Origin of the sequence: Halapricum salinum (genome assembly GCF_004799665.1) — an archaeon.
Taxonomy (GTDB): Archaea; Halobacteriota; Halobacteria; order Halobacteriales; family Haloarculaceae; genus Halapricum; species Halapricum salinum.
The window spans coordinates 2,093,314-2,114,692 of record NZ_CP031310.1; the positions used below are offsets into that span (position 1 = coordinate 2,093,314).

General features: G+C 63.9%; 20 protein-coding genes. 4 read left to right on the forward strand and 16 right to left on the reverse strand.

What is annotated here, in order from left to right; all coding sequences use genetic code 11:
- Positions 1–94: 94 nt before the first annotated feature.
- Both DV733_RS10455 and DV733_RS10460 read right to left on the reverse strand, forming a co-directional pair.
- Positions 95–1,135, reverse strand: coding sequence for an NAD(P)-dependent alcohol dehydrogenase (locus DV733_RS10455; protein ID WP_049994748.1), 1,041 nt, complete (start codon positions 1,133–1,135; stop codon positions 95–97).
- Between the two features lie 61 nt (positions 1,136–1,196).
- Positions 1,197–1,547: a rhodanese-like domain-containing protein gene (locus tag DV733_RS10460; protein WP_049994747.1), complete on the reverse strand. Its 351-nt coding sequence runs from the start codon at positions 1,545–1,547 to the stop codon at positions 1,197–1,199.
- A gap of 8 nt (positions 1,548–1,555) precedes the next feature.
- Between DV733_RS10460 and DV733_RS10465 the strand changes: the two genes are divergently transcribed.
- On the forward strand, positions 1,556–1,810 hold the full coding sequence (locus DV733_RS10465; RefSeq protein ID WP_049994746.1) for a hypothetical protein: 255 nt from the start codon (positions 1,556–1,558) through the stop codon (positions 1,808–1,810).
- Here DV733_RS10465 and DV733_RS10470 read toward each other — a convergent pair.
- From DV733_RS10470 to DV733_RS10490, 5 genes are all read right to left on the reverse strand, one after another.
- The gene (locus DV733_RS10470; protein WP_049994745.1) at positions 1,807–2,361 is read right to left on the reverse strand and encodes an NUDIX hydrolase; all 555 of its coding nucleotides are present in this window, start codon (positions 2,359–2,361) and stop codon (positions 1,807–1,809) included. The two genes, DV733_RS10465 and DV733_RS10470, sit on opposite strands and share 4 nt — an antisense overlap.
- Positions 2,358–2,780, reverse strand: coding sequence for a hypothetical protein (locus DV733_RS10475; protein WP_049994744.1), 423 nt, complete (start codon positions 2,778–2,780; stop codon positions 2,358–2,360). Before DV733_RS10475 ends, DV733_RS10470 begins: the two co-directional genes overlap by 4 nt.
- A gap of 1 nt (position 2,781) precedes the next feature.
- Positions 2,782–3,231: a DUF5809 family protein gene (locus tag DV733_RS10480; RefSeq protein ID WP_049994743.1), complete on the reverse strand. Its 450-nt coding sequence runs from the start codon at positions 3,229–3,231 to the stop codon at positions 2,782–2,784.
- A 24-nt stretch (positions 3,232–3,255) separates the two neighbouring features.
- Entirely contained in the window at positions 3,256–3,687 is a 432-nt protein-coding gene (locus DV733_RS10485; RefSeq protein ID WP_174876517.1) for a DUF5810 domain-containing protein, read from the reverse strand.
- 142 nt (positions 3,688–3,829) lie between these two features.
- Positions 3,830–6,088 (reverse strand): alpha-amylase family glycosyl hydrolase, encoded by a 2,259-nt coding sequence (locus DV733_RS10490; protein WP_049994742.1) that lies wholly within the window; start codon positions 6,086–6,088, stop codon positions 3,830–3,832.
- Positions 6,089–6,282: 194 nt separating this feature from the next.
- On the opposite strand from DV733_RS10490, the gene DV733_RS10495 reads away from it, so the two are divergent.
- The gene (locus DV733_RS10495; protein ID WP_049994741.1) at positions 6,283–7,944 is read left to right on the forward strand and encodes an alpha-amylase family protein; all 1,662 of its coding nucleotides are present in this window, start codon (positions 6,283–6,285) and stop codon (positions 7,942–7,944) included.
- Between the two features lie 225 nt (positions 7,945–8,169).
- Positions 8,170–8,967, forward strand: a complete 798-nt coding sequence (locus DV733_RS10500) for a hypothetical protein (protein WP_049994740.1) — start codon at positions 8,170–8,172, stop codon at positions 8,965–8,967.
- Positions 8,968–8,987: 20 nt separating this feature from the next.
- On the opposite strand, the gene DV733_RS10505 is transcribed toward DV733_RS10500, so the two are convergent.
- The 8 genes from DV733_RS10505 to DV733_RS10540 all read right to left on the reverse strand — a co-directional run bounded on the left by DV733_RS10505 (position 8,988) and on the right by DV733_RS10540 (position 19,296).
- Entirely contained in the window at positions 8,988–10,067 is a 1,080-nt protein-coding gene (locus DV733_RS10505; RefSeq protein WP_049994739.1) for a TrmB family transcriptional regulator, read from the reverse strand.
- Positions 10,068–10,175: 108 nt separating this feature from the next.
- Entirely contained in the window at positions 10,176–10,358 is a 183-nt protein-coding gene (locus DV733_RS10510) for a hypothetical protein (RefSeq protein WP_049994738.1), read from the reverse strand.
- Between the two features lie 116 nt (positions 10,359–10,474).
- Complete coding sequence (locus tag DV733_RS10515; protein ID WP_079979511.1) at positions 10,475–12,202, reverse strand: glycoside hydrolase family 13 protein; 1,728 nt, start codon at positions 12,200–12,202, stop codon at positions 10,475–10,477.
- A gap of 22 nt (positions 12,203–12,224) precedes the next feature.
- Positions 12,225–14,645 carry a glucosylglycerol hydrolase gene (gene gghA / locus DV733_RS10520; protein WP_237560517.1) on the reverse strand — a complete coding sequence of 807 codons (2,421 nt, stop codon included), beginning with the start codon at positions 14,643–14,645 and terminating at the stop codon, positions 12,225–12,227.
- A 107-nt stretch (positions 14,646–14,752) separates the two neighbouring features.
- Positions 14,753–15,880, reverse strand: coding sequence for an ABC transporter ATP-binding protein (locus tag DV733_RS10525; RefSeq protein ID WP_049994736.1), 1,128 nt, complete (start codon positions 15,878–15,880; stop codon positions 14,753–14,755).
- A 6-nt stretch (positions 15,881–15,886) separates the two neighbouring features.
- The gene (locus DV733_RS10530; protein WP_049994735.1) at positions 15,887–16,864 is read right to left on the reverse strand and encodes a carbohydrate ABC transporter permease; all 978 of its coding nucleotides are present in this window, start codon (positions 16,862–16,864) and stop codon (positions 15,887–15,889) included.
- The gene (locus DV733_RS10535) at positions 16,861–17,838 is read right to left on the reverse strand and encodes a carbohydrate ABC transporter permease (protein ID WP_049994734.1); all 978 of its coding nucleotides are present in this window, start codon (positions 17,836–17,838) and stop codon (positions 16,861–16,863) included. Before DV733_RS10535 ends, DV733_RS10530 begins: the two co-directional genes overlap by 4 nt.
- Before the next feature lie 15 nt (positions 17,839–17,853).
- Complete coding sequence (locus DV733_RS10540) at positions 17,854–19,296, reverse strand: extracellular solute-binding protein (RefSeq protein ID WP_174876518.1); 1,443 nt, start codon at positions 19,294–19,296, stop codon at positions 17,854–17,856.
- 202 nt (positions 19,297–19,498) lie between these two features.
- On the opposite strand from DV733_RS10540, the gene DV733_RS10545 reads away from it, so the two are divergent.
- Positions 19,499–19,927 (forward strand): hypothetical protein, encoded by a 429-nt coding sequence (locus DV733_RS10545; RefSeq protein WP_202594303.1) that lies wholly within the window; start codon positions 19,499–19,501, stop codon positions 19,925–19,927.
- A 9-nt stretch (positions 19,928–19,936) separates the two neighbouring features.
- On the opposite strand, the gene DV733_RS10550 is transcribed toward DV733_RS10545, so the two are convergent.
- The gene (locus tag DV733_RS10550; RefSeq protein WP_049994732.1) at positions 19,937–21,223 is read right to left on the reverse strand and encodes a tRNA pseudouridine(54/55) synthase Pus10; all 1,287 of its coding nucleotides are present in this window, start codon (positions 21,221–21,223) and stop codon (positions 19,937–19,939) included.
- Between the last annotated feature and the right edge of the window lie 156 nt (positions 21,224–21,379).

A 21,379-nucleotide genomic window follows, 5' to 3' on the forward strand; every position in this document is an offset into this window, starting at 1 on the left:
GCTCGCGGCCCGAACTCCCGAATCGACCCGAAGACGCGCGTCTCACGATGTCATCGATAAAAGAGGTATTCGCCGGTATCGAAAACCCCGACACTCACGGTGTGATGACGGCGCGCCCGTCGATCTCGCGATGTTCGAGTCGTTCGGCGACCGTGTTGACTTCGCTCAGCTCGTAGCGACTCGTGTGAAGGTCGACGTCACCCTGTTCGACGAGCGCGACGAGCTCCTGGAGTTCGGTATACTGACCGACGATGTTCCCGACGTAGGAGAACTCGCCGTTGACCAGCGCCTGCGCTGACTCGTGGATGTGACCGCCGTAGCCGATGATGTGATGATCGCCACCCGCGGCGGTGATGTCAGGTGCGTACTCCGTCGTCACGTCCGCACCCACGAAGTCAAGCACCTGCGTGGCCCCGTCGCCGTCGGTGATGCTGTCGACCGTCTCCCGGACGTCCTCGTCGTCGGGGTTGACGAGGTGGTCGGCACCACCCTCGGCGGCGAGTTCCAGCGCCGAATCCTTGAGGTCGACGGCGGTGATCTGTGCGGCGCTCATCGCGTCGAGACACTGGACGCCGATATGCCCCAGTCCGCCGATCCCGATGACGACGGCGTGATCACCGGGGTTCAGCCGGTCGACGGCCTTCTTCGCGGCGTGGTAGGCCGTGATCCCGGCGTCGGCGTGCGGGGCGATGTCGATGGGTTCGACGCCGCTCGGGAGCGGGATGACCGCGCGCTCGTTGGTGTGGAGGTACTCCGCGAACCCACCGTCGGTCGTCAGCCCGTTGAACGCCTGGTTCTCGCAGTACATCGTCTCGCCCTGTCGACACGCCCGGCACGTCCCGCAGGTCTGGACTGGATGGCAGATCACGGGGTCGCCCTCCTCGACGAGGTCGACCTCCGGCCCCATCTCGACGACCGTCCCGGCGTTCTCGTGCCCCAGTGTCATCGGCAACGGCTGCTCGACGTACTCGGCCCACATCCCCTCGATGATGTGGTTGTCTGTCTGACACCAGCCCGCGCCTTCGACCTCGACGATCACGTCGTCGGAACTCTCGACCGCCGGCCGGTCGATCACCTCGATAGTCAGCCCCTCGCTCATGTCGTCCGTGTACTCGTGAAGTCTCGCTGCTTCCATGGTACCACTAGACACTTGGTTCTGATCTAACAAATAGATCGGTCCGCGCGCGAGCGTCGCTTCAGAACGGTGCGTCGGGATCTGCGGGGGCGTCGCTCGTCTCGATCGGGCCGTCCCAGCCGGTGAGCCCCTCCGCGAGACTCTCGACCGGTGTCTCCTCGATCCCCTCGTAGGACTGAATGAGCCGGGCGGCCTGGACGCTGGACTTGCCGTGGGGGCAGACCGTCACGATCCGCTCGGGGTCGTCGTCGAGTTCGTCGACGCGGTCGACAAGCTGTGGGAAGGGGATGTTCCGGCTGCCGGGGATGTGTCCTCGCTCGAACGCCGAAGACGCTCTAATATCTACGATCTCGACGTCGTCGTCCTCGTCGAGGAGCGACTGGAGTTCGTCGACGTGAATCTCGCCGTCCATACGAGACAGTGCGAACTGCCCGGATAAACCTCCTCTGGAATCTCTGCCCGCAGCCACGAGCGTCACCCGCGAAAGACGCGGTCGGTTGTCGGCTCCTCTCATCTCGCGCTGGGACTGGCTATCTGCTCGAACTGCTCGTGCTCACGGTGTTCAGCTACGGCCTGTACCGGATCGTCAAGGCCCTGGTCGTCCATCAGCTTCCGAAGTCGCTGGACGAACTCGACGTGGCAGACGACCACGACGAGCCAGAAGAGAACGCCTAGAGCAGTCCCGCTTCTTTCGCGAGCAACAGCCCCTCGATCGTCGCGTCGTTGGCGGGGGCCTCACGAGCGCGGTCGAGCGCCTCCTCGACTGGGACGGGCCGAACCTCCAGGAATTCGTTGCTGTCGACGTCTCGCGCGACCGGTTCGAGCCCCTCGGCGAAGACGATTCCACGCTTGTGCCGGAGCACTCCTGTCGCCGTCCAGAACTCCTCTAAGAGCGCGGTCCCGGCGGGGTCGAAGCCGGCCTCCTCGCGGAGTTCCCGCGCCCCAGCGGTCGTGAACGACTCGCCGTCCTCGACGATTCCGGCCGGGAGTTCGAGACAGTGCTCGCCGATCGCGGGGCGGTACTGCTCGACCATCACGACCGTGTCGCCGGTGACGGGGACGACGACCGCCGCGGGCGGCAGTTCTGCCCAGTAGTACTTCTTCTGGGTGCCGTCGGGCTGTTCGACCAGATCGTAGCCGCCGGTGTACCAGCCGGTCTCGTATTCGACCTCGGATTCGAGGACCGGCCAGTCGTGCGCCCCGTCGCGCTCCGGTTCGTCACTCATGGTTTGGTCTGAGTCACGGTCAGGCGATAAACGGTTTCGTTCTGTCTGACGTAGACGCTCGATCCCTCGGTCGCGTTGGGGTAGCGCGACTGGAGCGAACTGCGCTCGTCGAACGGCGAGTGCGTGAACGAACCCTTGATCCCGAACGGCCCCTTCCAGTACGGTTCAGAGTAGCCCGTCCCGTTGGTCGCGTCGGCCAGCGCGGTCGTCGTGTACTCGAAGCGCCGCTCGGAGAGGTCGCTGGCGTTGATCGCTTCGTAACCGCCGCCGTCGCCCACCGCCAGCTCGCCGTCGGTGGGTGTGGCGCTCATGTAGTAGGGATCGCCGCTCTTGAGCAGTCCCGGCAGCGCCCCCAGCGCGAGCAGCAGGACGATCACGACGAGCAAGCCGATGAGGAAGTTCCGGGTGATCCGGCGCATCTCACTCCTCCGTCTCGGCCGTCGCGCTCTCGCCCGTCACGACGCCTCGATAGACCGAGCCGAAGACCTGCCGCCGGAGCGTCCCCATCGCCGCCTCGCGTTCGTCCTGGAACGTCGCAGCGACGACGACGTCCTCGAAGGGGACCGCGTGCCAGACGACGCGATCGACGTTCTCGTTGCCGATCTCTCGGACTTCGTAGTCGTCGTGGTCGGAACACCACTGCTCGAACTCCTCTCGCGTGCCCAGAGTGACTTCCAGTGTCTCGGCGAACATCGCGTCGCGGGCGGTCTCGACGACTGCGCCGGTGACGCGCTCGCGGTACTGTTCGCGGTCGAGTTCCATGGCTTTGGCGACCTCTTTGACGACGACCTGTGCCGTCGGCCCGAGCGACTCGTAGCGCTCGCGCGCCGCCGCGGCCGTCTCGGGCGCGAACGACCCCTCGCGTTCCATACCCGCCTCTCGGGGTTCGATCACCTACTCCGTTTCGCCTTCCGAATCTTCTTGCCCGGCGTCGCCAGCGTCTCCATCCTCCTCACCGTCTACTGCCCCCATCTGCCGGGTCAGTTCCTGGGCCTCGTCGAGAATCCGCTGTGCGTCGGCGTCGAGCGCGGCGTCACCCCGGGACGCCCGACTGTCGACTGCTGGATTTCGATGGCCCTGGTCGTGAGTGTGCTCGTCCGGGCCACCCTCGGAGGCGTCGATCGGATGGTCGATCTCGGCAACCTCGTCCAGGTCGAGCAGGCGCTCGGCCAGCGTGTCCTCGTCGTTCTCGCCCCATCCCGGAGCGTGCTCGTCGAGCCAATCCTCGTGGTCGCCCGACCGGATGACCGCCGTGAACGCCAGGTGGTTGGCCAGGTGGCTGGCGTCGACCTGGGGCTCCTCACAGACGGGACAGCCATACGCCATATCTCGACTGTGCGGGGCCAGCGTCAAAGGGGTTTCACTCGTCGGGCGGTTGTGATACCGCCCGACACAACCACTCCTCGGGCGGTTGTGATACCGCCCGAGACACTCACTCCTCGGGCGGTTGTGATACCGCCCGAGACACTCACTCCTCGGTCAGGAGCCACGCCGTGTCCCAGCCGGCTTTCGTGACGTAGCGACGGCCGGACCACTCGACCGGCTCGCCGTCGCGTTTCTTGAGCCACTCGAACTCGACGTACGTCCCAGCGGGCAGGTCGAACTCGCCCGTCCAGGTCGGGTAGTCCTCGCCGGACAGCGGGACGGCCGCCTCGACGTCCCAGTTGCCGAGCGCCTCGTGGCTGCCAGTCAGGAACAGCTCCTCGCCGTACTCGGACTCGACGTCGATCGCCACCCGCGTCGAGAGCTCCTCGCCGGTCCCGGCGTCGGTCGGTTCGAGCCAGCGGTAGCTGTAGGGTTCCAGCAGGATCCGACTGTCCGGATAGACGGCAGTCTCGTCCCGGAGCACCTCGTGATAGCTCCCGGCATCCCACTGCTCTGGGAGGTCCGCGAAGGCGACCGCCCGCGACTCGCCCGAGAAGTTCGAGACCGCGAGCAGTCGCTCGCCCTCGAAGGCGCGTTCGACGACGAACACGGAGTCGTCGGGCACGTCGTGGACGGTCTCCTCGCCGCGGTGGTGCAGCGCCGCGCGCCCCTCGCGGGCTTCCGAGAGTCGGGCGATCCCGTCGAACACTCGTTGCTCGACCGTTCCCTGCTCGGACCGGCGCTCGGCGGCGTCCCAGTCCATGGGCGGGCGGTGGACCCAGCGGTTGTCCTCGGCCTTGATCGGGTTGTTCAGGTACGAGAAGTCGTTGAGCTGGGCGATCTCGTCGCCGCTGTACAAAAGCGGCATCCCCTGCATGACGAACGCGCTGGCGTGCATGAGCAGGTACCGCTGGATCGCCGCGTCGACGTCTTCGGGGTCGCCCTCGATACGGGCGTTCTGGAGCCCGGTCAGGGCCGCCGCCGTCCCGGAGGTGCGCGCGACGCCGGTCGGCTCCTCCTGGAAGCGATACCCCTCGGCGTCGCTGTCGGGGTGGTCGCCCGCGTAGTAGTCCGAGCAGAACTTGCGCGTGCTCACGGGGTCCTGTCCGACCGCGCGGACGTCCTCGCTGTCGAGTCCCCAGCCGATGTCGTCGTGACAGCGGACGTAGTTGAGCCAGGAGGCTTCCTCGGGCGTCGGCGGCAACTGGTCGAGTGCCCGCTCCAGCAGTCGCGTGTTCTCGCTGGCCAGCGCGTGCCAGAGGTGGGCCATCAGCGGCGCGTTGTAGGCGATGTCACACTCCTGGCCCTCGAAGCCGCCGGTGCCGAGGTACTTGATGGTCTCCTCGGGCGCGACGATCGCCTCGGCTTTGAACAGGACGCCCGGGGCGGCGATCCGCATCAGCGCCCGGTAGGCCCGCAACAGCCAGTGGGCCTCGTCGAGATTCCGGCAGTCGGTCCCCAGTTCCTTCCAGAGGAACGGGACGGCGTCCAGCCGGAGGACGTCCGTCCCGGCGTTCGCGAGGTGGGCCATCTCGCGGAACATCTGGACGAATACGTCGGGGTTCGCGTAGTCCAGATCCCACTGGAAGTCGTAGAAGCTCGTCCAGACCCACTTCTCGAGTCCGTCGACGTAGGTGAAGTTCCCCGGTGCGAAATCCGGGAACACCTCCGGGAGGGTCTGTTCGTATTGGTCGGGGAGTTCGCGGTCCTCGTAGGTGAGATAGAAGTCCCTGAAACGGTCGTCGCCCTCGATCGCGGCCTGGGCCCACTCGTGTTCGCGGGCGGTGTGGTTCATCACGAAATCGAGCGCGAGCCGGATCCCTTCCTCGTGGAGGTCGGCCGCCAGTTCCCGCAGGTCCGCCATCGTCCCCAGGTCGGGATCGACCGACCGGTAATCTTTGACGGCGTAGCCGCCGTCGTTGCGCCCCTCACGTGGCTCCAGCAGCGGCATGAGGTGGAGGTAGGTCACGCCGAGCTCTTTCAGGTAGGGAATCTTCTCGCGGACGCCCTCGAGGTCGCCGGCGAACAGGTCCACGTAGCACATGTAGCCGACTTCCTCGGACCCCTGAAACCAGTCGTCGACCCCTGCGCGGTCGTCGTCGAGCGAGCGCAACTGTTCGGGTCGATCCTCGAAGGCCTCGACCGCCGCCTCGATCGCTTCGAGCACCCACGCGACCGCCTCGCGATCGTCGCCGTACACTTCGGTGTAGGCCTCCCAGAGCACGGGTAACTGGCGGTCGATCCGCTCGAGGACATCGTCCTGCCGGTCGGCGTAGCGATCCCGGAGAAACGACCGGAGCGTCTCGACGGGATCGTCCGGAGGCCAGCTTTCGACTGGCAACTCTCGATCGCTCGCGTTCATATACTACGCCTGTCGTCTGCCGGGGCAAAAACTCTTTACAACAGCTGTGGTTCGACATAGATAGCGGGAATCGACAGTACCCGCGGTCGTCTCGGAAATCGGTTTCATAGCCGAGTACGCTTCGGGAATCAAAAACATACAACTGATGTTGTAAATCGGTATAATTTAGACCCACGCGATCAATGTGTGTGAATATGAGCCGAACGGCAGACTGGTACGAAGACGCGATCATCTATACGTTAGACGTCAAGACGTTCAACGACAGCGACGGCGACGGGTGGGGTGATTTCCAGGGGTTGATCGACCGGCTCGGCTATCTGGACGAACTCGGCGTCGACTGTGTCTGGGTCCGGCCGTTCTTCCCGAGTCCACTCCGGGACAACGGGTACGACGTCGCAGATTACTACGGCGTCGACTCGCGACTCGGGACGCTCGGGGATGTCCGGGAGTTCGTCGAGCGCGCCCACGACCGCGGCATCCGCGTCCTGACGGACATGGTGTTCAACCACACGTCGTCCGACCACGAGTGGTTCCAGCGCGCTCGCCGGGACCCCCACTCGAAGTACCACGACTACTATCTCTGGAGCGAGTATCCCGACGAGGCCTTCTCTCATCCCAACATCTTCCCCGACCGCGAGGACGGTGTCTGGAGCTACGACGAAGTCGCCGACAAGCACTACTACCACCAGTTCTACAACCACCAGCCCGACCTCAACATCGCGAACCCGGCCGTCCGCGAGGAGATCTACGACGTCCTCCGGTTCTGGCTCGACATCGGCGTCGACGGTTTTCGAATCGACGCGGCCCATCCGATGCTCCACCCGAAGGGGCACAACGCGATCACGCCCGACCTCGGGATGGATCTCTTCCGAGAGATGAAAGCGGTCGTCCGCGAGAAGAAAGACGACGCCATCTTGCTCGCGGAAGCCGACGATCAGCCCGACGACCTGGGCGACTACTTCGCGGGCGGGGAGGGTTTCGACATGCTGTTCGACTTCGTCACCAACCAGCACCTCGTCTACGCCATCGCCGTCAAGGACATGTGGCCGCTCTATCGTTCCAACGAGATTCTGCCTGACGTCTCGGGCGTCGGCCACTGGGCGAATTTCCTCCGGAATCACGACGAGTTCAACCTCCTGAAACTGCCCTCCGAGACGTTCGATCACGCCCGGGAGTTCTTCGGCGACGACGAGGGCGACTCCTGGATCTTCGGGCGTGGCCACCGGCTCCGGCTGGCCGATCTCTACGCCCACGACCACGACCGGATCGCGATGGCCCACAGCCTCATGTTCTCGATCCGCGGCTCGCCCGTGATCCTCTCCGGCGACGAGATCGGCATGGGATCGGATCTCGATCTGCCCGAGCGTGAATCTGTCCGGACGCCGATGCAGTGGTCGGCCAACGAAAACGGCGGCTTCTCGACGGCCGCGCCCGACGAGTGCTACAATCCCGCCATCGACGACGAGGAGTACGGCTTCGAGACGATCAACGTCGCCGACCAGTTGAACGACCCCGACTCGCTGCTCGAACGGATCAAACGGCTCATCGACGCCCGGACGATGTGTCCCGAGATCGGCCACGGCGACTACCACATCGTCGACGTCGATCCCAAGGAGGTGTTCGTCCACCGCATGGACCATCGCAACACCGTCCTGATCGCCGCGCACAACAGCGCGACCGACCCACGGACAGTCTCCTGTCAGTTCGAGGTCCCGGACGAGACCGCCGTCGATATCGTCGGCCCCGGCGAGTACGAGATCGAAGACGGTCGGATCACGTTCGAACTCGACGCCTGTGCGTACGTCTGGGTCCGGGGCGACAAGCGCGGCGAGCGCGTGCCAGTCGGTGAACCTTGAGGGGACGATGACGACGACGTCGCCCCCTCCAAGAGTTAAGCCGCTTGCTCGCCAAGTCAACTGCAATTGTGATAGAGACACCAGTCGGTCGCCGTTCACACCGACCGTGACGAGCGCCTGTACGCGGCTCGGACGCGAGTCCTTTGACAGCGCCGTTCGGGCCGTCGATCTGCCGGTCGGCCCGGTCGTCTATCACCCCGTTTCCGGCAACCGAGTACACAACTCATGAGTTCGTACCCACTCCTCGATCGATTGCGTCGTCCCGAGTATACCGGGCAGAATCGCTGTCGGCCGTGCACCGTCCTCAATCTCGTGATTATCGCGGCCGTCGGTGTCGTGGTCGCCGTCTGGAACACTTTCGCGGCCGTCCTCGTCGTCGGCGTCGGGCTCGCGCTGCTCGCGCTTCGGGGCTACGTCGTCCCCGGAACGCCGCGGTTCGCGCCGCGGATCGCCGAGCGGCTGCCGTTCGATTTCGGCCACACCGGGCCGCCACGCGAAACCGAGACCCTCTCGGACACGGACGCGGGGACGGACGGCCCGGATTCGGAAGCCGTCCTCGAATCGCTCGTCGAAGCGGGCGTCATCGAGGGTGACGGCGAACAGCTGTTCCTGAACGACGCGTTTCGCGAGGCCTGGACCGACCGCATGGCGACGCTTCGGACCGCCGACGACTCCGAGTTGCTCGCCCGGGTCGAAGCCGCAGCCCCGGCGGATTTCGAGGTTCAGTTGCACGACGATCTCGTGCTCCTGGCTGGCGGTCGAGACGTCTGGGTGCGCCGTGCCGTCGCGATCGCAGAGACCGCTGCGGTCGAGACGCTCGAAGACTGGGAGCTGCCCGAAGCGATCCGAGTCCACGCCGCGCAGCCGTTGCGGAACTTCCTGGAGACGTGTCCGGTCTGTGGCGGCCCGGTGCGGGAGTCGACGCGCAAGAACTGCTGTGGCGGTCCCGGATCAGTGTACGAGAACCCGGAACAGCCGGTCCTCGCGTGTGCGGACTGCGGAACTGTCGTCATCGAGCTCTGAGCTTCAGCCGATACGAACTGTCACTCGTAGCTGACGTCTTCGATGACGATCCGGGTCGCTTCGTAGTCTTCGATCACGGCGCCCCAGCCACCGACTTTGCTAACTCCTTCGTCGGTCTCGACGATGATCGTCGCCTGCCCGCCGAGATACGAGAACAGCGAATCGCGGCCGGCGTCTTCGAGACTCGGATAGTCGATGTCGACGATCTCCCCTTCGAGCGTGACTTCTGCGCCCGATTCGACGTTGATCCCCTGTATGGTTGCGGTGATCGTCGCGCCGTCTTCGAGCAACGGTGCGATGTCGCGGATACAGTTGCGGATGTTGACGTACGTCCGCGGCACGGATTCGCCCTCGTCCGTAAAGAGCGGTTCCGTCGACTCCCAGAGTCCGGCCATAAAAAACCAGTGGAAGACGTAGGCGTGCGTCCGGTCCTCGACGATGATGCCGTAGCGGTTCGTCGAGAGGTTGTGCGGGGCAAAACAGGTCGCGGTCCGATCGACGAGGACGATCAGCGGCATCGGGATCGACCGGTGCCGGACTTCCGTCGCGACCGTTCTGAATTCCGACTCGGGAGGCAGCGAATGATTTGACGAGTCTTCCGCGTATATCGCCAGCCGCACGTGGACCCCGCGGTCGTGTGCGTCCTGTAGGGCGTCCCGAAGCCGGACGTACTGACTCTGGCTGACGGCAACCAGGACCTGATTTTCCGCCGCACGGATCTTCGCCTCCGCCTTGTCCAGGACGGTGTCGATCCGCTTGACCAGACTCACGGTGTGGGAGTCTATCTCCGGGGATTCCCAGAGCCCCTCTATCTCCTTTGCGGCGTCCTCGAACCGCTCGGCGCGCCCACGAAGGTCCTCGAGGACCGATTCGGGGCTGTAAGCTCTGACGTGGAGACTGTCCTGTTCGTACGTCTCGACGTAGCCACGCTGCTCGAGATCTCGGAGCACGTCGTAGATTCGCGGATCGGGAACACCGCTCTTGTCGGCGACATCGGTCGCCGATGCTGATCCCAACTCTAGGACCGTCACGTACGCCTCTGCCTGGTACGGCGAAAGGCCGGCATCCTCGAGTACTGTCGTGAGTGTCGATTCGTTCATTGTCGGTATCGGTGTGTTATCAGCGTTATAAACCGCCCGCTTTCGTATCACTCTACACGGTGCCACGCTGTTGGTCTGGTCGGTTCGCCTCGAATAGTTTGATACCTGTCACCTCCCTCCTCCCTGTGAGAACTTCGGCGCGGCGATTCGGTCGCCACCCTCGCGGCTATTCGTGTGGTCATCGACCGCCCACTCCGCGTCGCTCCCGAAAGGCAGACAGTCCCGACACAGACGCGATAGCTCTCTCTCGTCTGTGCGGAACGTCGTATACCACACCGCGCCGCTGTCCATGTCATGCATATACAACCCACGTTGTAAATATCTTGCCACGGTGTGGTTGCCGCGGGTGAGTGGCTGTTTCTCACTGTGTGTGGAAAAACAGCCAGACAACGGTCGATCTGGCTAATTCAGTTCACGCGATAGACACGTGCTTCGTAGGGGCGAAGCGCGAGAGAGCCGAGGTCGGTTCCCGGGTCGTCGTAGTTGCAGGCCAGGACCGACCGGACGGTATCGGCGTCTCCGAGGGCGACTCGTGAGGGTCGGCCGGCCCAGTTCAGCACGACCAGGATCGTGTCCTCTTCGAGCGTGCGCTCGTAAGCCCACACGCGGGGGTGGTCCTCGGCGAGGAGATCGTAGACGCCGTAGGCGAGCGCCTCCTCGTCGTGGCGAAGGTCGATCAGGTCCTGGTAGTACGACAGAATCGAGTCCTCGCGACCGCGCTGGTCGGCGGCGTTGATCGCCTCGTGGGCCGGATTGATCGGAATCCAGGGCTCGCTCTCGGTGAAACCAGCCTGCTCCCGATCGGACCACTGCATCGGCGTTCGAGCGTTGTCCCGCGACCGGTAGCGCACCACGTCTTGCACGTCCGCGAAGTCCTCGGCGCGGCCCTCCTCGAGGGCGAGTCTGACCCGGTTGGTCGCGTCGGCGTCGCGCATCTCCTCGCGACTGGACCAGGGGTAGTTCGTCATGCCGAGTTCGTCGCCCTGATAGACGAACGGCGTCGCCGGGAACGTCGACAGGAGCGTCGCGAGCATCGTCGCCGACTCGTAGTGATACCGGTCGTCGTTGCCGAAGCGCGAGACGATCCGCGGGGTGTCGTGCGTGCCGAGATAGACCGTGTTCCAGGCGTCGGTCACCTCCAGTTGCTGGACCCATCTCGTCAAGACTTCGCGCATCTCCTCGACTTCCCAGTCGACGATATCCCACCAGCCGTCTTCGCCGTAGTCGAGCAGGGTGTGGCCGTAGTGGTAGGTCATGTTCAGGCCGTCGCCGCTCTCCCCGCAGTAGCGTTTGGCTTCGCGCGGCGAGAGATTCATCCCCTCGCCGACGGTCATGACGTCGTAGTTCGAGATGACCTCGTCGTAGAGGTCGCGGTAGTACTCGTGGATGTTCGGGCCGTCGGCGAACTGATCCATCCCGACCCAGTCGTCTTCGGGGTCACCGTCCGGATAGCCCTCGGGCTTGGACATGATGTTGAACACGTCCAGTCGGAAGCCGTCGATCCCCTTTTCGAGCCAGAACTCGACGACGTCCTGCATCTCCGCCCGGACCTCGGGATTGCGCCAGTTCAGGTCGGGCTGTTTCTCGTGAAAGAGGTGGAGGTACCACGCTTCGCGCACCTCGTCGTACTCCCAGGCAGAGCCGCCGAAGCCGGAGGTCCAGTTGTTCGGTGGTTCCTCGGGGTCGCCGTCGACCCAGTGGTAGTAGTCCTCGTAGCCCTCGACCTCCCGGCGGGACTGCTCGAACCACTCGTGCTCGTCGGAGGTGTGGTTCAGCACCATGTCGAGGATCAGCCGGATGTCCCGGTCGTGGAGTTCCGCGAGCAGGCGCTCGAAGTCGGCCATGTCGCCGAAGTCGTCGAGGATCGAGCGATAGTCGCGGATGTCGTAGCCGTTGTCGGCGTGTGGGGAGTCGTAGGGCGGGGTCAGCCAGACGACGTCGATCCCCAGGTCGTCGAGGTAGTCGACCTTCTCGATGATACCGGGGATGTCACCGATCCCGTCGCCGTCGCTGTCGTTGAAGCTCTGCGGGTAGATCTCGTAGACGACGGCTTCTTTCCACCAGGCTGGTTCGCCGTCGCCGACGGTCGCGCTGTCAGGTTCGATCGTGCGTGGGTTGTCTCGTGGTTCGGGCATAGTGATCTTCTGGTATCGTGCGTTAGTCGTTCTGTCGTGTCCAGACGACTGCCTCGCCGTTGTCGAGCGAGAGGCTGTCGGTGTCGGCCGACTCGACTCCCGGCGACGCGAGTGCGACCTCCCAGCCACTCTCGGGGATCGATTCGTCGAGCGCCGTCGGTTCGACCGTCGTCTCTGGCCCCTCCATGTTGCCGACGAACAGAATTTGCTCGTCGCCGTCCGGTGATTCGCGGAAGCCGTAGTAGACGACCGTCCCGTCGACCGGGTGGACGTAGTCGAACGCCTCCGTACCGTCGACGTCGATGTCTTCGAGCAGCCACGGTCGGTCCTGGCGGAACTCCCGGACGCGGTGCATGAACTCGGCGCGGTCTTCGTCGAGGCTATCGAGCCAATTAGCGAGATTTGCGAACTCGTTGACGTCGGCCATCCAGTGTTCGCCGAAACGTTCCAGATCCTCGGCAGTGACAGTCTCGACGTCCAGCGGCGTACCGAGTGCCTCGACAGTCGCGGCCATGTCCTCGAGTTCCCAGTCGGTCGCTTCACCGACGTCACGCAGAACGTGGACGAAGTGATCGAGATCGTCGCGTTCGTCGATACCCAGATCCTTCAGACGGCGGAAAAAGCGCTCGTCGTCGTACAACTCGGCGGGGACGTGCCAGTCGAGGACGTTGTCCTCTTCGGCGACGACCTTGACGTTCCACAGGTCGTCGGTATCGCGCATGAACGACCAGGGAGCGTGGGCGTTGGCGTTGAGGAAGTCCATCGGCACTCCCGGAAGCAAGCAATGGAGGAGCATGTTCGTCGAGGGCTGATCGTAGGCCTCGTCGATGATCTCCGGTCCATCGTCACCCAGGTAGGGGTTGATCGGGTCCTCTTCCCAGCCTTTCGGCAGGGGTTGCTGGGTCCCCCGGCGGAGCGTGTCGTGATTGGCGACGCCGGTGATCCAGTTCTCGCCGAAGTCCGCGACCTCGAAGACGCGCCACCACTTGCTCGCCCAGAAGGTCAGCAGCGCGGGCTTGTTGTGCGCGAAGGTGATCGGCGACCACTGGAAGGAGTGGGGGTGTTGCTTGATGAGTTCCCGATACGTCGAGGCCAGTTCCCAGTCCCCGCGGGGCCAGGGCCGGCCGTCCTCGTAGATCATCCAGGGGCGGTACTCGGTGCCGCCGACCTCCTGGGTGACCGCGTCCATCTCCGCGAGGAACTCGTCGTCGTGGAACAGTTCGTCCGGCCCGGGGTCGTGGTACTTGAAGTCCTGCGCGCCGTCGACGCGGATGCCGTCCGCGCCGAAGTCCATCTTCCGCCGTTGCAGATCGAGGACGATGGCGCGGACGACCGGATGGAGATAGTCCAGTTCCAGGCCGTACATCCCGGGCCCTTCGATGAACTCCGAGTTGAGCAGTTCGTCCGCGCGACCCTCGGCGTGGCCCAGTGCGATGTCGAAGACGACCCGGATCGGATCGGGGAGGTCGTGGCAGGCCGCGATGAAGTCGACCAGTTCGTGCGGCCGTCCCGTCTCCAGAATCGCGGGATTCGGTGCGGAGAACGCCCTGATGACGATATCGTAGCCCCAGTTTATCAGGTCGGGCTGTTCGGCGATGAGTTCGGCCGTCTCACCGCCCTGTGGGGCGACGCGCTCGCCCTCGACACGCCAGAAGTCGTGGTTGTCGCGGTGCTCGGTGATCGGCTCGATCGGCATCAACTGGATCGCGTCGTAGCCCAGGTGGATGTGCTCGCCAGCGGTGAGCGTTTCGTCCGAGCGGAGTTTTTCGCCGATTCGCTCGTATCGTCGGGCGAGGCCGCCGAGTGACCCGTTCTCCGTGGCCGTCCCGGGGTGGATCTCCACCATGCTCGTCGCGGGGTCGATTCGCGGCAAGCCGTCGTCCTCGTTCGTCGGGATCGGCTCCTCGTCCGTTCCCAGGGTCTGGAAGTATTCGCGGTCGGACCGCTCGGCGTCGAGCGTCTCCAGGTCGATCAGTTCCGCCGGGCCGAACACCCCGAACGGAACTGAGTAGGCCAGCGGGTCCTGGATCGTGTGCCACTCGCCGTCCTGGCGGTAGACCAGCTGGTAGAGGGCGCCGAACTGCTCGCGCGTCCCAGGTTGCATCCCCTCGACGACCGCCCAGTGGTACTCCCCCTCTCGATAGATAGGGAGTCGGTCACGTCGGACTTCGATCGTCTGTTGGTCGACGCCGTCGTCGAACACCTCGACGGATTCGGTCGGCGTCAACACCTCCAGGTACACGTCGTCGTGCGGGACACCGTCTTTGACGATTTCGGGCGTCCAGAAACCGATCTCGGCTACCCCGTCTCTGTAGTGTGCGCCCAGCCGGGAGACGATCTCTTTGGCCACCTCGAAATCGTCGTCGTGCTTCTCCCGGCGCTGTCGATGCCACTCGCAGAGGTCTTCGGTCGGTCCGGTTAGTAGTTGAATGTGTTCTGCCACGAATATACAACTCCTGTTGTAACACTATTCTCCGTCCATCCTAAAAACACCTCGTGTGTTCGACGACACACGGACTATTCCTGATGAAATCCGTGGTAGGCGACCTCTCAGACGATCCTGTGCGTGATCGCCTGCTCGCTGGCCGAATCGAAGAGGTGGACGTTATCCTGGTCGAAAACGACCTCGATGTCCTGGCCCTCTTCGACCGGAGTCTGCGGGTCCAGACTGAGGAGGAGTTGTCCCTCCCCGCGGCCTTCAGCGCTGGCCTCGACGTCCGAGCCGAGTACCAGATACGAGAAGACCTCGTCGCCCATCGGCTCGAGGACGTCCACTTTCGCCGTGATCGTGTTCGACGGTCTCGTCGCCTCGGACCGGTTCCGTTCGAGGTAGACGTCTTCGGGGCGGATACCCAGCACGATGTCCTGTCCGACATCGACGTCGTTGGCGTCGGGATCGAACTCCATCTGGATGTACTCCGAGTCGAACCCGTCTTCGGCTCCCTCGCCGTGGAAGAAGTTCATCGCAGGCGACCCGATGAACCGGGCCACGAACAGGTTGTCCGGCGTGTTGTAACAGGTCAGTGGCGGATCGACCTGCTGGAGATTCCCGTTGTTGATGACGGCGATGCGATCGGACATCGTCATCGCCTGGGCCTGGTCGTGGGTGACGTAGATGATCGTCGTGTCCAGTTCCCGGTGGAGTCGCTGGAGCTGGGTGCGCATGTGGATGCGCAACTCGGCGTCCAGATTCGCCAGCGGTTCGTCCATCAGGAACACGTCGGGTTCGCGGACGATCGCGCGTGCGATGGCGACGCGCTGGCGCTGCCCACCGGACATCTCCGAGGGCATGCGGTCCATCATTCCTTCGAGCTGGACGATCTCGGCCGCGCGATCGACGCGCTTTTCGATCTCTGTCTGATCGTACTTTCGGAGTCGAAGCCCGAAGGAGATGTTGTCGTAGACGTCCATGTGCGGGAACAGCGCGATGTTCTGGAAGACCATCGCGATCCCGCGATCCTTCGGTGGCTTGTTCGTGACGTCTCGATCGCCGATGTACACCGAGCCTTCGGTCGGCTGGGTCAGCCCGGCGATCGTCTGCATCGTCGTCGACTTACCACACCCCGAGGGACCGACGAGTGTGAGGAACTCGCTGTCTCTCACCTCGAGGTTCATGTCTTCGACTGCGATCTCGTTCCCGTACGCCTTCGTAATGTGGTCTAGTGTAACTGATGCCATCTGCGATCACTCCTTGAGCGCTCCTGCGGTGAGTCCGCTGACGATCTTTTCCTGTGCAACGATGACCAGTATCGCGACCGGGAGCACGGCGACGATACTCGCCGCCGCCATGAGGTTGAACAGCACCTCGTACTGCCCCCGGAACGCGAGGATTCCTTCGAGCATCGGGGCCCACTTCTGTGGGTCACCACTCGTCATCAGCGACGAGAAGAAGTACTCGTTGTAGACGGTGATGAACGTCAACACGCCGGCAGTCGCGACGCCGGGTGCCGACAGCGGCACGATGACCCTGAACAGTGCGCCGAGCCGCGTGGTCCCCTCGACCCGTGCTGCGTCTTCGAGGCCATCGGGGATCTGTGAGTAGAACGTCATCAGGATGAAGATCGACAGCGGCAGGTACAGCGCCGACACCGGGATCATGATCGCAAACGGCGTGTTGAACAGCGACCCGTCGGCCAGCAGCGGCCGAAGCACGTCGAAGTTCTGGTTGAACAGCCGGTTCAGCGGGATGAAGAACGCCGCTGGCGGGAAGAACGACACGACCAGCACTATCAGCAACAACGGGGTCTTGCCGCGGAAGCGCAGGCGGCCGAAGACGTATCCCGCGAGGCTGGCGACGAATAGCACCAGGACGGTCGAGACCGTCGCGATCAGGAAGCTGTTGAAGATGTACCGGTGGAACGGAATACCGAACCCGACGAAGATGTCGATGAACGCTTCAGGGTTGAAGCCCCCGGGCGTCAACACCCCGACGTCCCCGATACTGTTGCTCGGTGTAATCGCCACCATGAACAACCAGTAGAACGGGAACAGCGTGGTGACGAGGAAGAAGATCGTCGCGACGTAGAACGACGCCTTGTAGGCGCGGTCAGGGTTCGAGATCATCTTCGCTGCCCACGCCTCGACGATCCCGCGGTCGAGGTCAGGCTCTTCGCTCCGCTCCTGTGCGGCTAGATCCGGGTGCTCTGGTTCAGATTCACTCATGCCATACCACTCTCCGAGTCACGCAGGCCGATCAGATAGACCAGCACGATGACGCCGATCGTCACGGCCGTCAGGAACGCGACGGCGGATGCAGTCGCCCAGCGTCTGGACTCGTTGAACGCCGTGACCACCAGACAACTCATCGACGGGACTGTCTGACAGCCGGCCGTCGAGTCGATCAGCCCGTAGATACGCATCGCGTCCATCGTCCGGAACAGCATCGCGACCAGCAGCGCCGGCGCGATCAGTGGCAGCGTGATGTACTTGAATCGCTGCCACGGCGACGCGCCGGTAACTCTCGCGACGTCGTACAGCTGGCGATCGATACTCTGCAAGCCTGCGAGGATCAGCAACGCCATGAACGCTGACGTCTTCCAGACGTCGGCGACCAGGACGATGAAGAACGACTCGGTCGTCGACGACAGCGGGTTCGAGCCGAACAGCCCGAGCGACTGCATGAACTCCGTCGCGAAGCCGACACGCGGGCTGAACATCAGGTAGAAGATCATCCCCTGAATGACGATCGGAATCGCGTAGGGGATGATGATCGCGACGCGCACCCATCGACGGCCGTAGAACTCCTTGTCGATGATGAGCGCCTGTCCGAACCCGATGAGTGTCTCGAACAGGACGCTGAGAATCGCGAACGCGAGCGTCACGAACAGCGCCTGCTGCAGGATGGGCGTCTCGAACGTCAGGTCGAGAAATTGCTGGGGCAGTAACGCCTCTCCCGTCAACAACGCCTCGTAGTTGTCCAGCCCGACGAACGCACCGAACGGGTCTGCCGACCGAATCGCGTCCTCGCGCAGCGAGAACTCGAACGTTCGGACGAGTGGGTAGAACGCGACGACCGCTAGCAGCAGGAACGCAGGTGCTAGCAGGACGTACGCGAACACGGCGTCGCCCTTGGTTTCGAGCCAGTTGAGCGGGCGCGCCCAGAGTCGTGTGTTCTGCTCTGACGTGTCTGGTGTCACGGTTTGGACACTCCGTTATCCCTGTTCGAAGTTGTTGAGTCGACCTTCGAGGTCGGACATCGCCCCTTGCGGTGATTTCTCACCGAGGTAGGCGGCGTGGACCTCTTCGGCGACGACGGCCTCCTGGTCCGGCCAGACTGCCGTCACCGGACGCGCGACCGTGTTCTCGCCCGCGACGGCCAGCGTCTCGAGGTGTGGACCGATCGGTCCGACGTTGTCCGGGTTCGCGTTCGCCGTGACCGACGGCACCGGCGGCAGGTTCCCGACCTCTTCGAGGATCGTGAGCATCACGTCCTCGTTGGCGAAGGATTCGAGGACCGACGCGGCGTCGCTGACGTTGTCGCTGTTGGGGTTGACAGTCAGGTGCCAGCCACCGAGGGCGTGGGCCGGCCCACCGGTTCCCTCATAGTTGCCCTGGCCATCTTCGACGCCGTACGGCAGCGGCATCGTGCCGTAGGTTTCCTGAGTGATCGGCGAGTCTTCCGCGCCCAGCGTCGACGCGATCGCGTACGGCCAGTTGCGCATGAACACCGCGTCGCCACCGGTGAACGGCTCTCGGGCGTCTTCTTCGGTGAACTCGAAGATGTCGGTGTTCGTGATCTTGGGGTACCCCGAAAGGGTGTTGTTGGCGTCCGGCCCGCGGACGAACGACCGCATCATCCGGATCGTGTCGTGGACCGGCTGTTCGTTGACCGTGATCGGCCGGTCGCCGACGGGGCCAAAGAGGTTGCTGTGATCGCCGAAGTACGACCCGCCCCACGACGTCATCGTCTCACTGAACGTACAGCAGGCCAGTCCGAGGTACTCGGCGGCCTGTGTCGTGAACCCGTATTCGACGCCGCTCTGGTCCCAGACGTCGGCCGCGATCTCGGCGAACTCCTGCCAGGACATCGGCTCGGTCGACCAGTTTTCGCCTTCCGGATCGTAGCCGGCCTCTTCGACGAGGTCCTTTCGGTAGTGCATCACCGGGTAGTCCGGGAACAGCGGGAGTCCGTAGAGGTCTCCCGAGTCGGGATCACTCGCAGTCTGGACCGACGAGGACAGGTAGTCGCTCTGAACGAAGTCCAGCGTGTCCTGGGACAGCTCGTCGCTGAGGTTGACCAGCTGATCGCGGACGATGAACGGAATCGTCCATCCCGAGTCCATCATGAAGATGTCCGGGTCCGACCGGCCCGCGTCCAGTGCGGAAATGAACGAAGACCGGCGCGCGCCCGACTCGAAGTCGCCCGCGTTGATGGTAACGTCGATGTCCTCACTGAGGCCCGCATCGTACAGCGCGTCGGTGACCGCGCCTGACGCGTCAGCGTATTCTTGATCGGCCGTGATCTGGATACCGCCGCCGCCACCACCACCGCCACAACCTGCAAGAGTCAGCGCAACACCAGCTGCACCGGTTGTTTCGATAAATCGTCGGCGCGACACTCCGGAACCTTTCTCACCGCTCTCTGAGCGATTCATTACAGGTGTTGTTATTGAGTACTTCCTATTTATTTGTTTTGTTAATTATTATCCAACACACCCTTTCTATCGTACAATAAATGGGGCTAATCAATCCATGTGGGTTGTCACCAACGCACTGGAAGAACTTAAAACACTCGCGAGGAAAGGGTCTGCTATCCGTGTCGAGCACACCAATCGCACGTCGTCTGCGAGGAGCGTGGTGAGCGTGGGAGTGCGTGCGTGGTTAGGACAGGTATTCTTCGGCGGAGCGGAGCTGTCGGTCCTCTCGACCCCGAGCTTCGCTGTCGTCGTGTTCGCTCAGATACTGTATCCCGACGCCGTGCCCCTGGCAGGACTGACCGCGATCGTCTCGGGAAGCATCGCTCTCGCCGCGTTTCGGGGCGACTCGCCGAACGTCGGCAAGTGGCCACGTCGGTCGGAACTGACGTCGATGCCGCTGCGCGTCAGCTACTTCAGTGTCGTGTTCTTCCTGGCTTCGATGGGCGTCGGCTTCGTGGCAGTTTCGCTGGACGCGCTCTGGCTCACGCCGCTGGGCGGGGTCGTGCAAGTCCTCGGACTGGCTGCGTTCCCTGCTGTCTATCACGCAGTCTATGGCGAACCCGTCCAGAAGCCGGTCGAGCAAATCTGACCGACTTCGCTACTCCTGGTCTGCCAGAAAGTCCTCGGTCGCGAACGGTTCGTCCTCGCCTTCGACCGCGAGCACGTCCAGTGCGGTCACGACCGCATCCGTCTCGAGCAGGCCCGCGAGACTCGGCTCCGTCCGTCCCTCGTCGCCCGAGACCAGTTCTTTGACGTAGAGGCCACCTTCGCCGTGGAGTTCGATCGTGGCGTGGGTGTCGTCCTCCAGTTCGCCCTCGACGTCGTAGACCTCTCGCGTGCGGTCGATGTCCGCCCGGCGGTGGTCGACGCGCTGGGGCGTCCGCTGGGTGATGGTCGCTCCTCGAAGCTCGTCCAGCGCGTCCTGCAGCGTGTCCTCGCTGACGGGCGCGTCGAACTCGACGGCCATCCGGTAGGTCTTCGAAGCGTCGTGTTCTTTGACGCGCTCGACCATCTCGTAGGTCGGAATCGCCAGGTCCGTGACCTCGACTTTCCCCTCGGCGAATGCGTTGATCTCCCGTTCCAGGGCCTCGGGGTCGACGGCTCGGGTGTGGGGATCGTCGACCTCGATGACGAACGGGCGTCCTGTGCCGAGCATCAGCGCGTCGACGTCCTCGCGACCCGCGCCGTGGAAGGTCGCGGACTCGCCCGCGTAGGCCTCGACCACGGGCGGGGCGGTGAGTTGCTCGACGCTCTCGGGGTAGCGAAAGCCCCGTCCGTCACAGCCCGGGCACTCAGCGCCGCGTTTGAGCCCGGAGCCACCGCACTCGTTGCAGGGCCACTTCGTCTGGGGGATATCCCGCTCTAATTTCTTGTAGCGGCCGTAGACAAAGGCGGAGTTGACCTGCAGCTCGACCTCGTCCGTGCCCAGATCCAGGAGCAACTGAACGTCGGGCCGCTCGAAGTCGACTTCGGTCTCCGTCTCGCGGCCGAAGCGCTTGCCGACTTCCCTGTTGAGTTCGGACTTCAACAACTCGCCCGCTTCTTCGTCCAGCCCGACGTCTTCGCGCAGGAGGACGTCGTTCTCTTCGAGCATGGGCGGGACGCGCGAGCCGACCTGGTAGGTGTCGAAGTCGTACTCTGCGACGGCTTGGACGGCACGCTCGGCCCAGACGTCGATCCGGTCGCACTCGCCTTCGCAGACCCAGCACGACTCCTCTGGTTCTTCGTATGGCTCGTCGTCTTCGAGCGCGACGGCCGTCCGGAGTGCCCGGCCACGTTCGTCGTTGCCGAGGCCGAAACTCCGGTCGGCGACCAGCCGCCCGAGACAGGCGTTACAGAGCGGCCCGGTCGCCAGCGCGTCGCGTGCGATGTCGAGAACAGTCATTACCCGTCTGTGGCCGTCGCCGACGTAATTCCCTTTCGAGTCGTGGCGTCGCTGGCGCTCCCTGGTCGTTCACTCCACGACCAGTGGGAGGACGTACTCGCCCGTAACCGATGAGCCGAGCGCACCAAAAGACACAGTATTCTGTGTCTCCTGTGT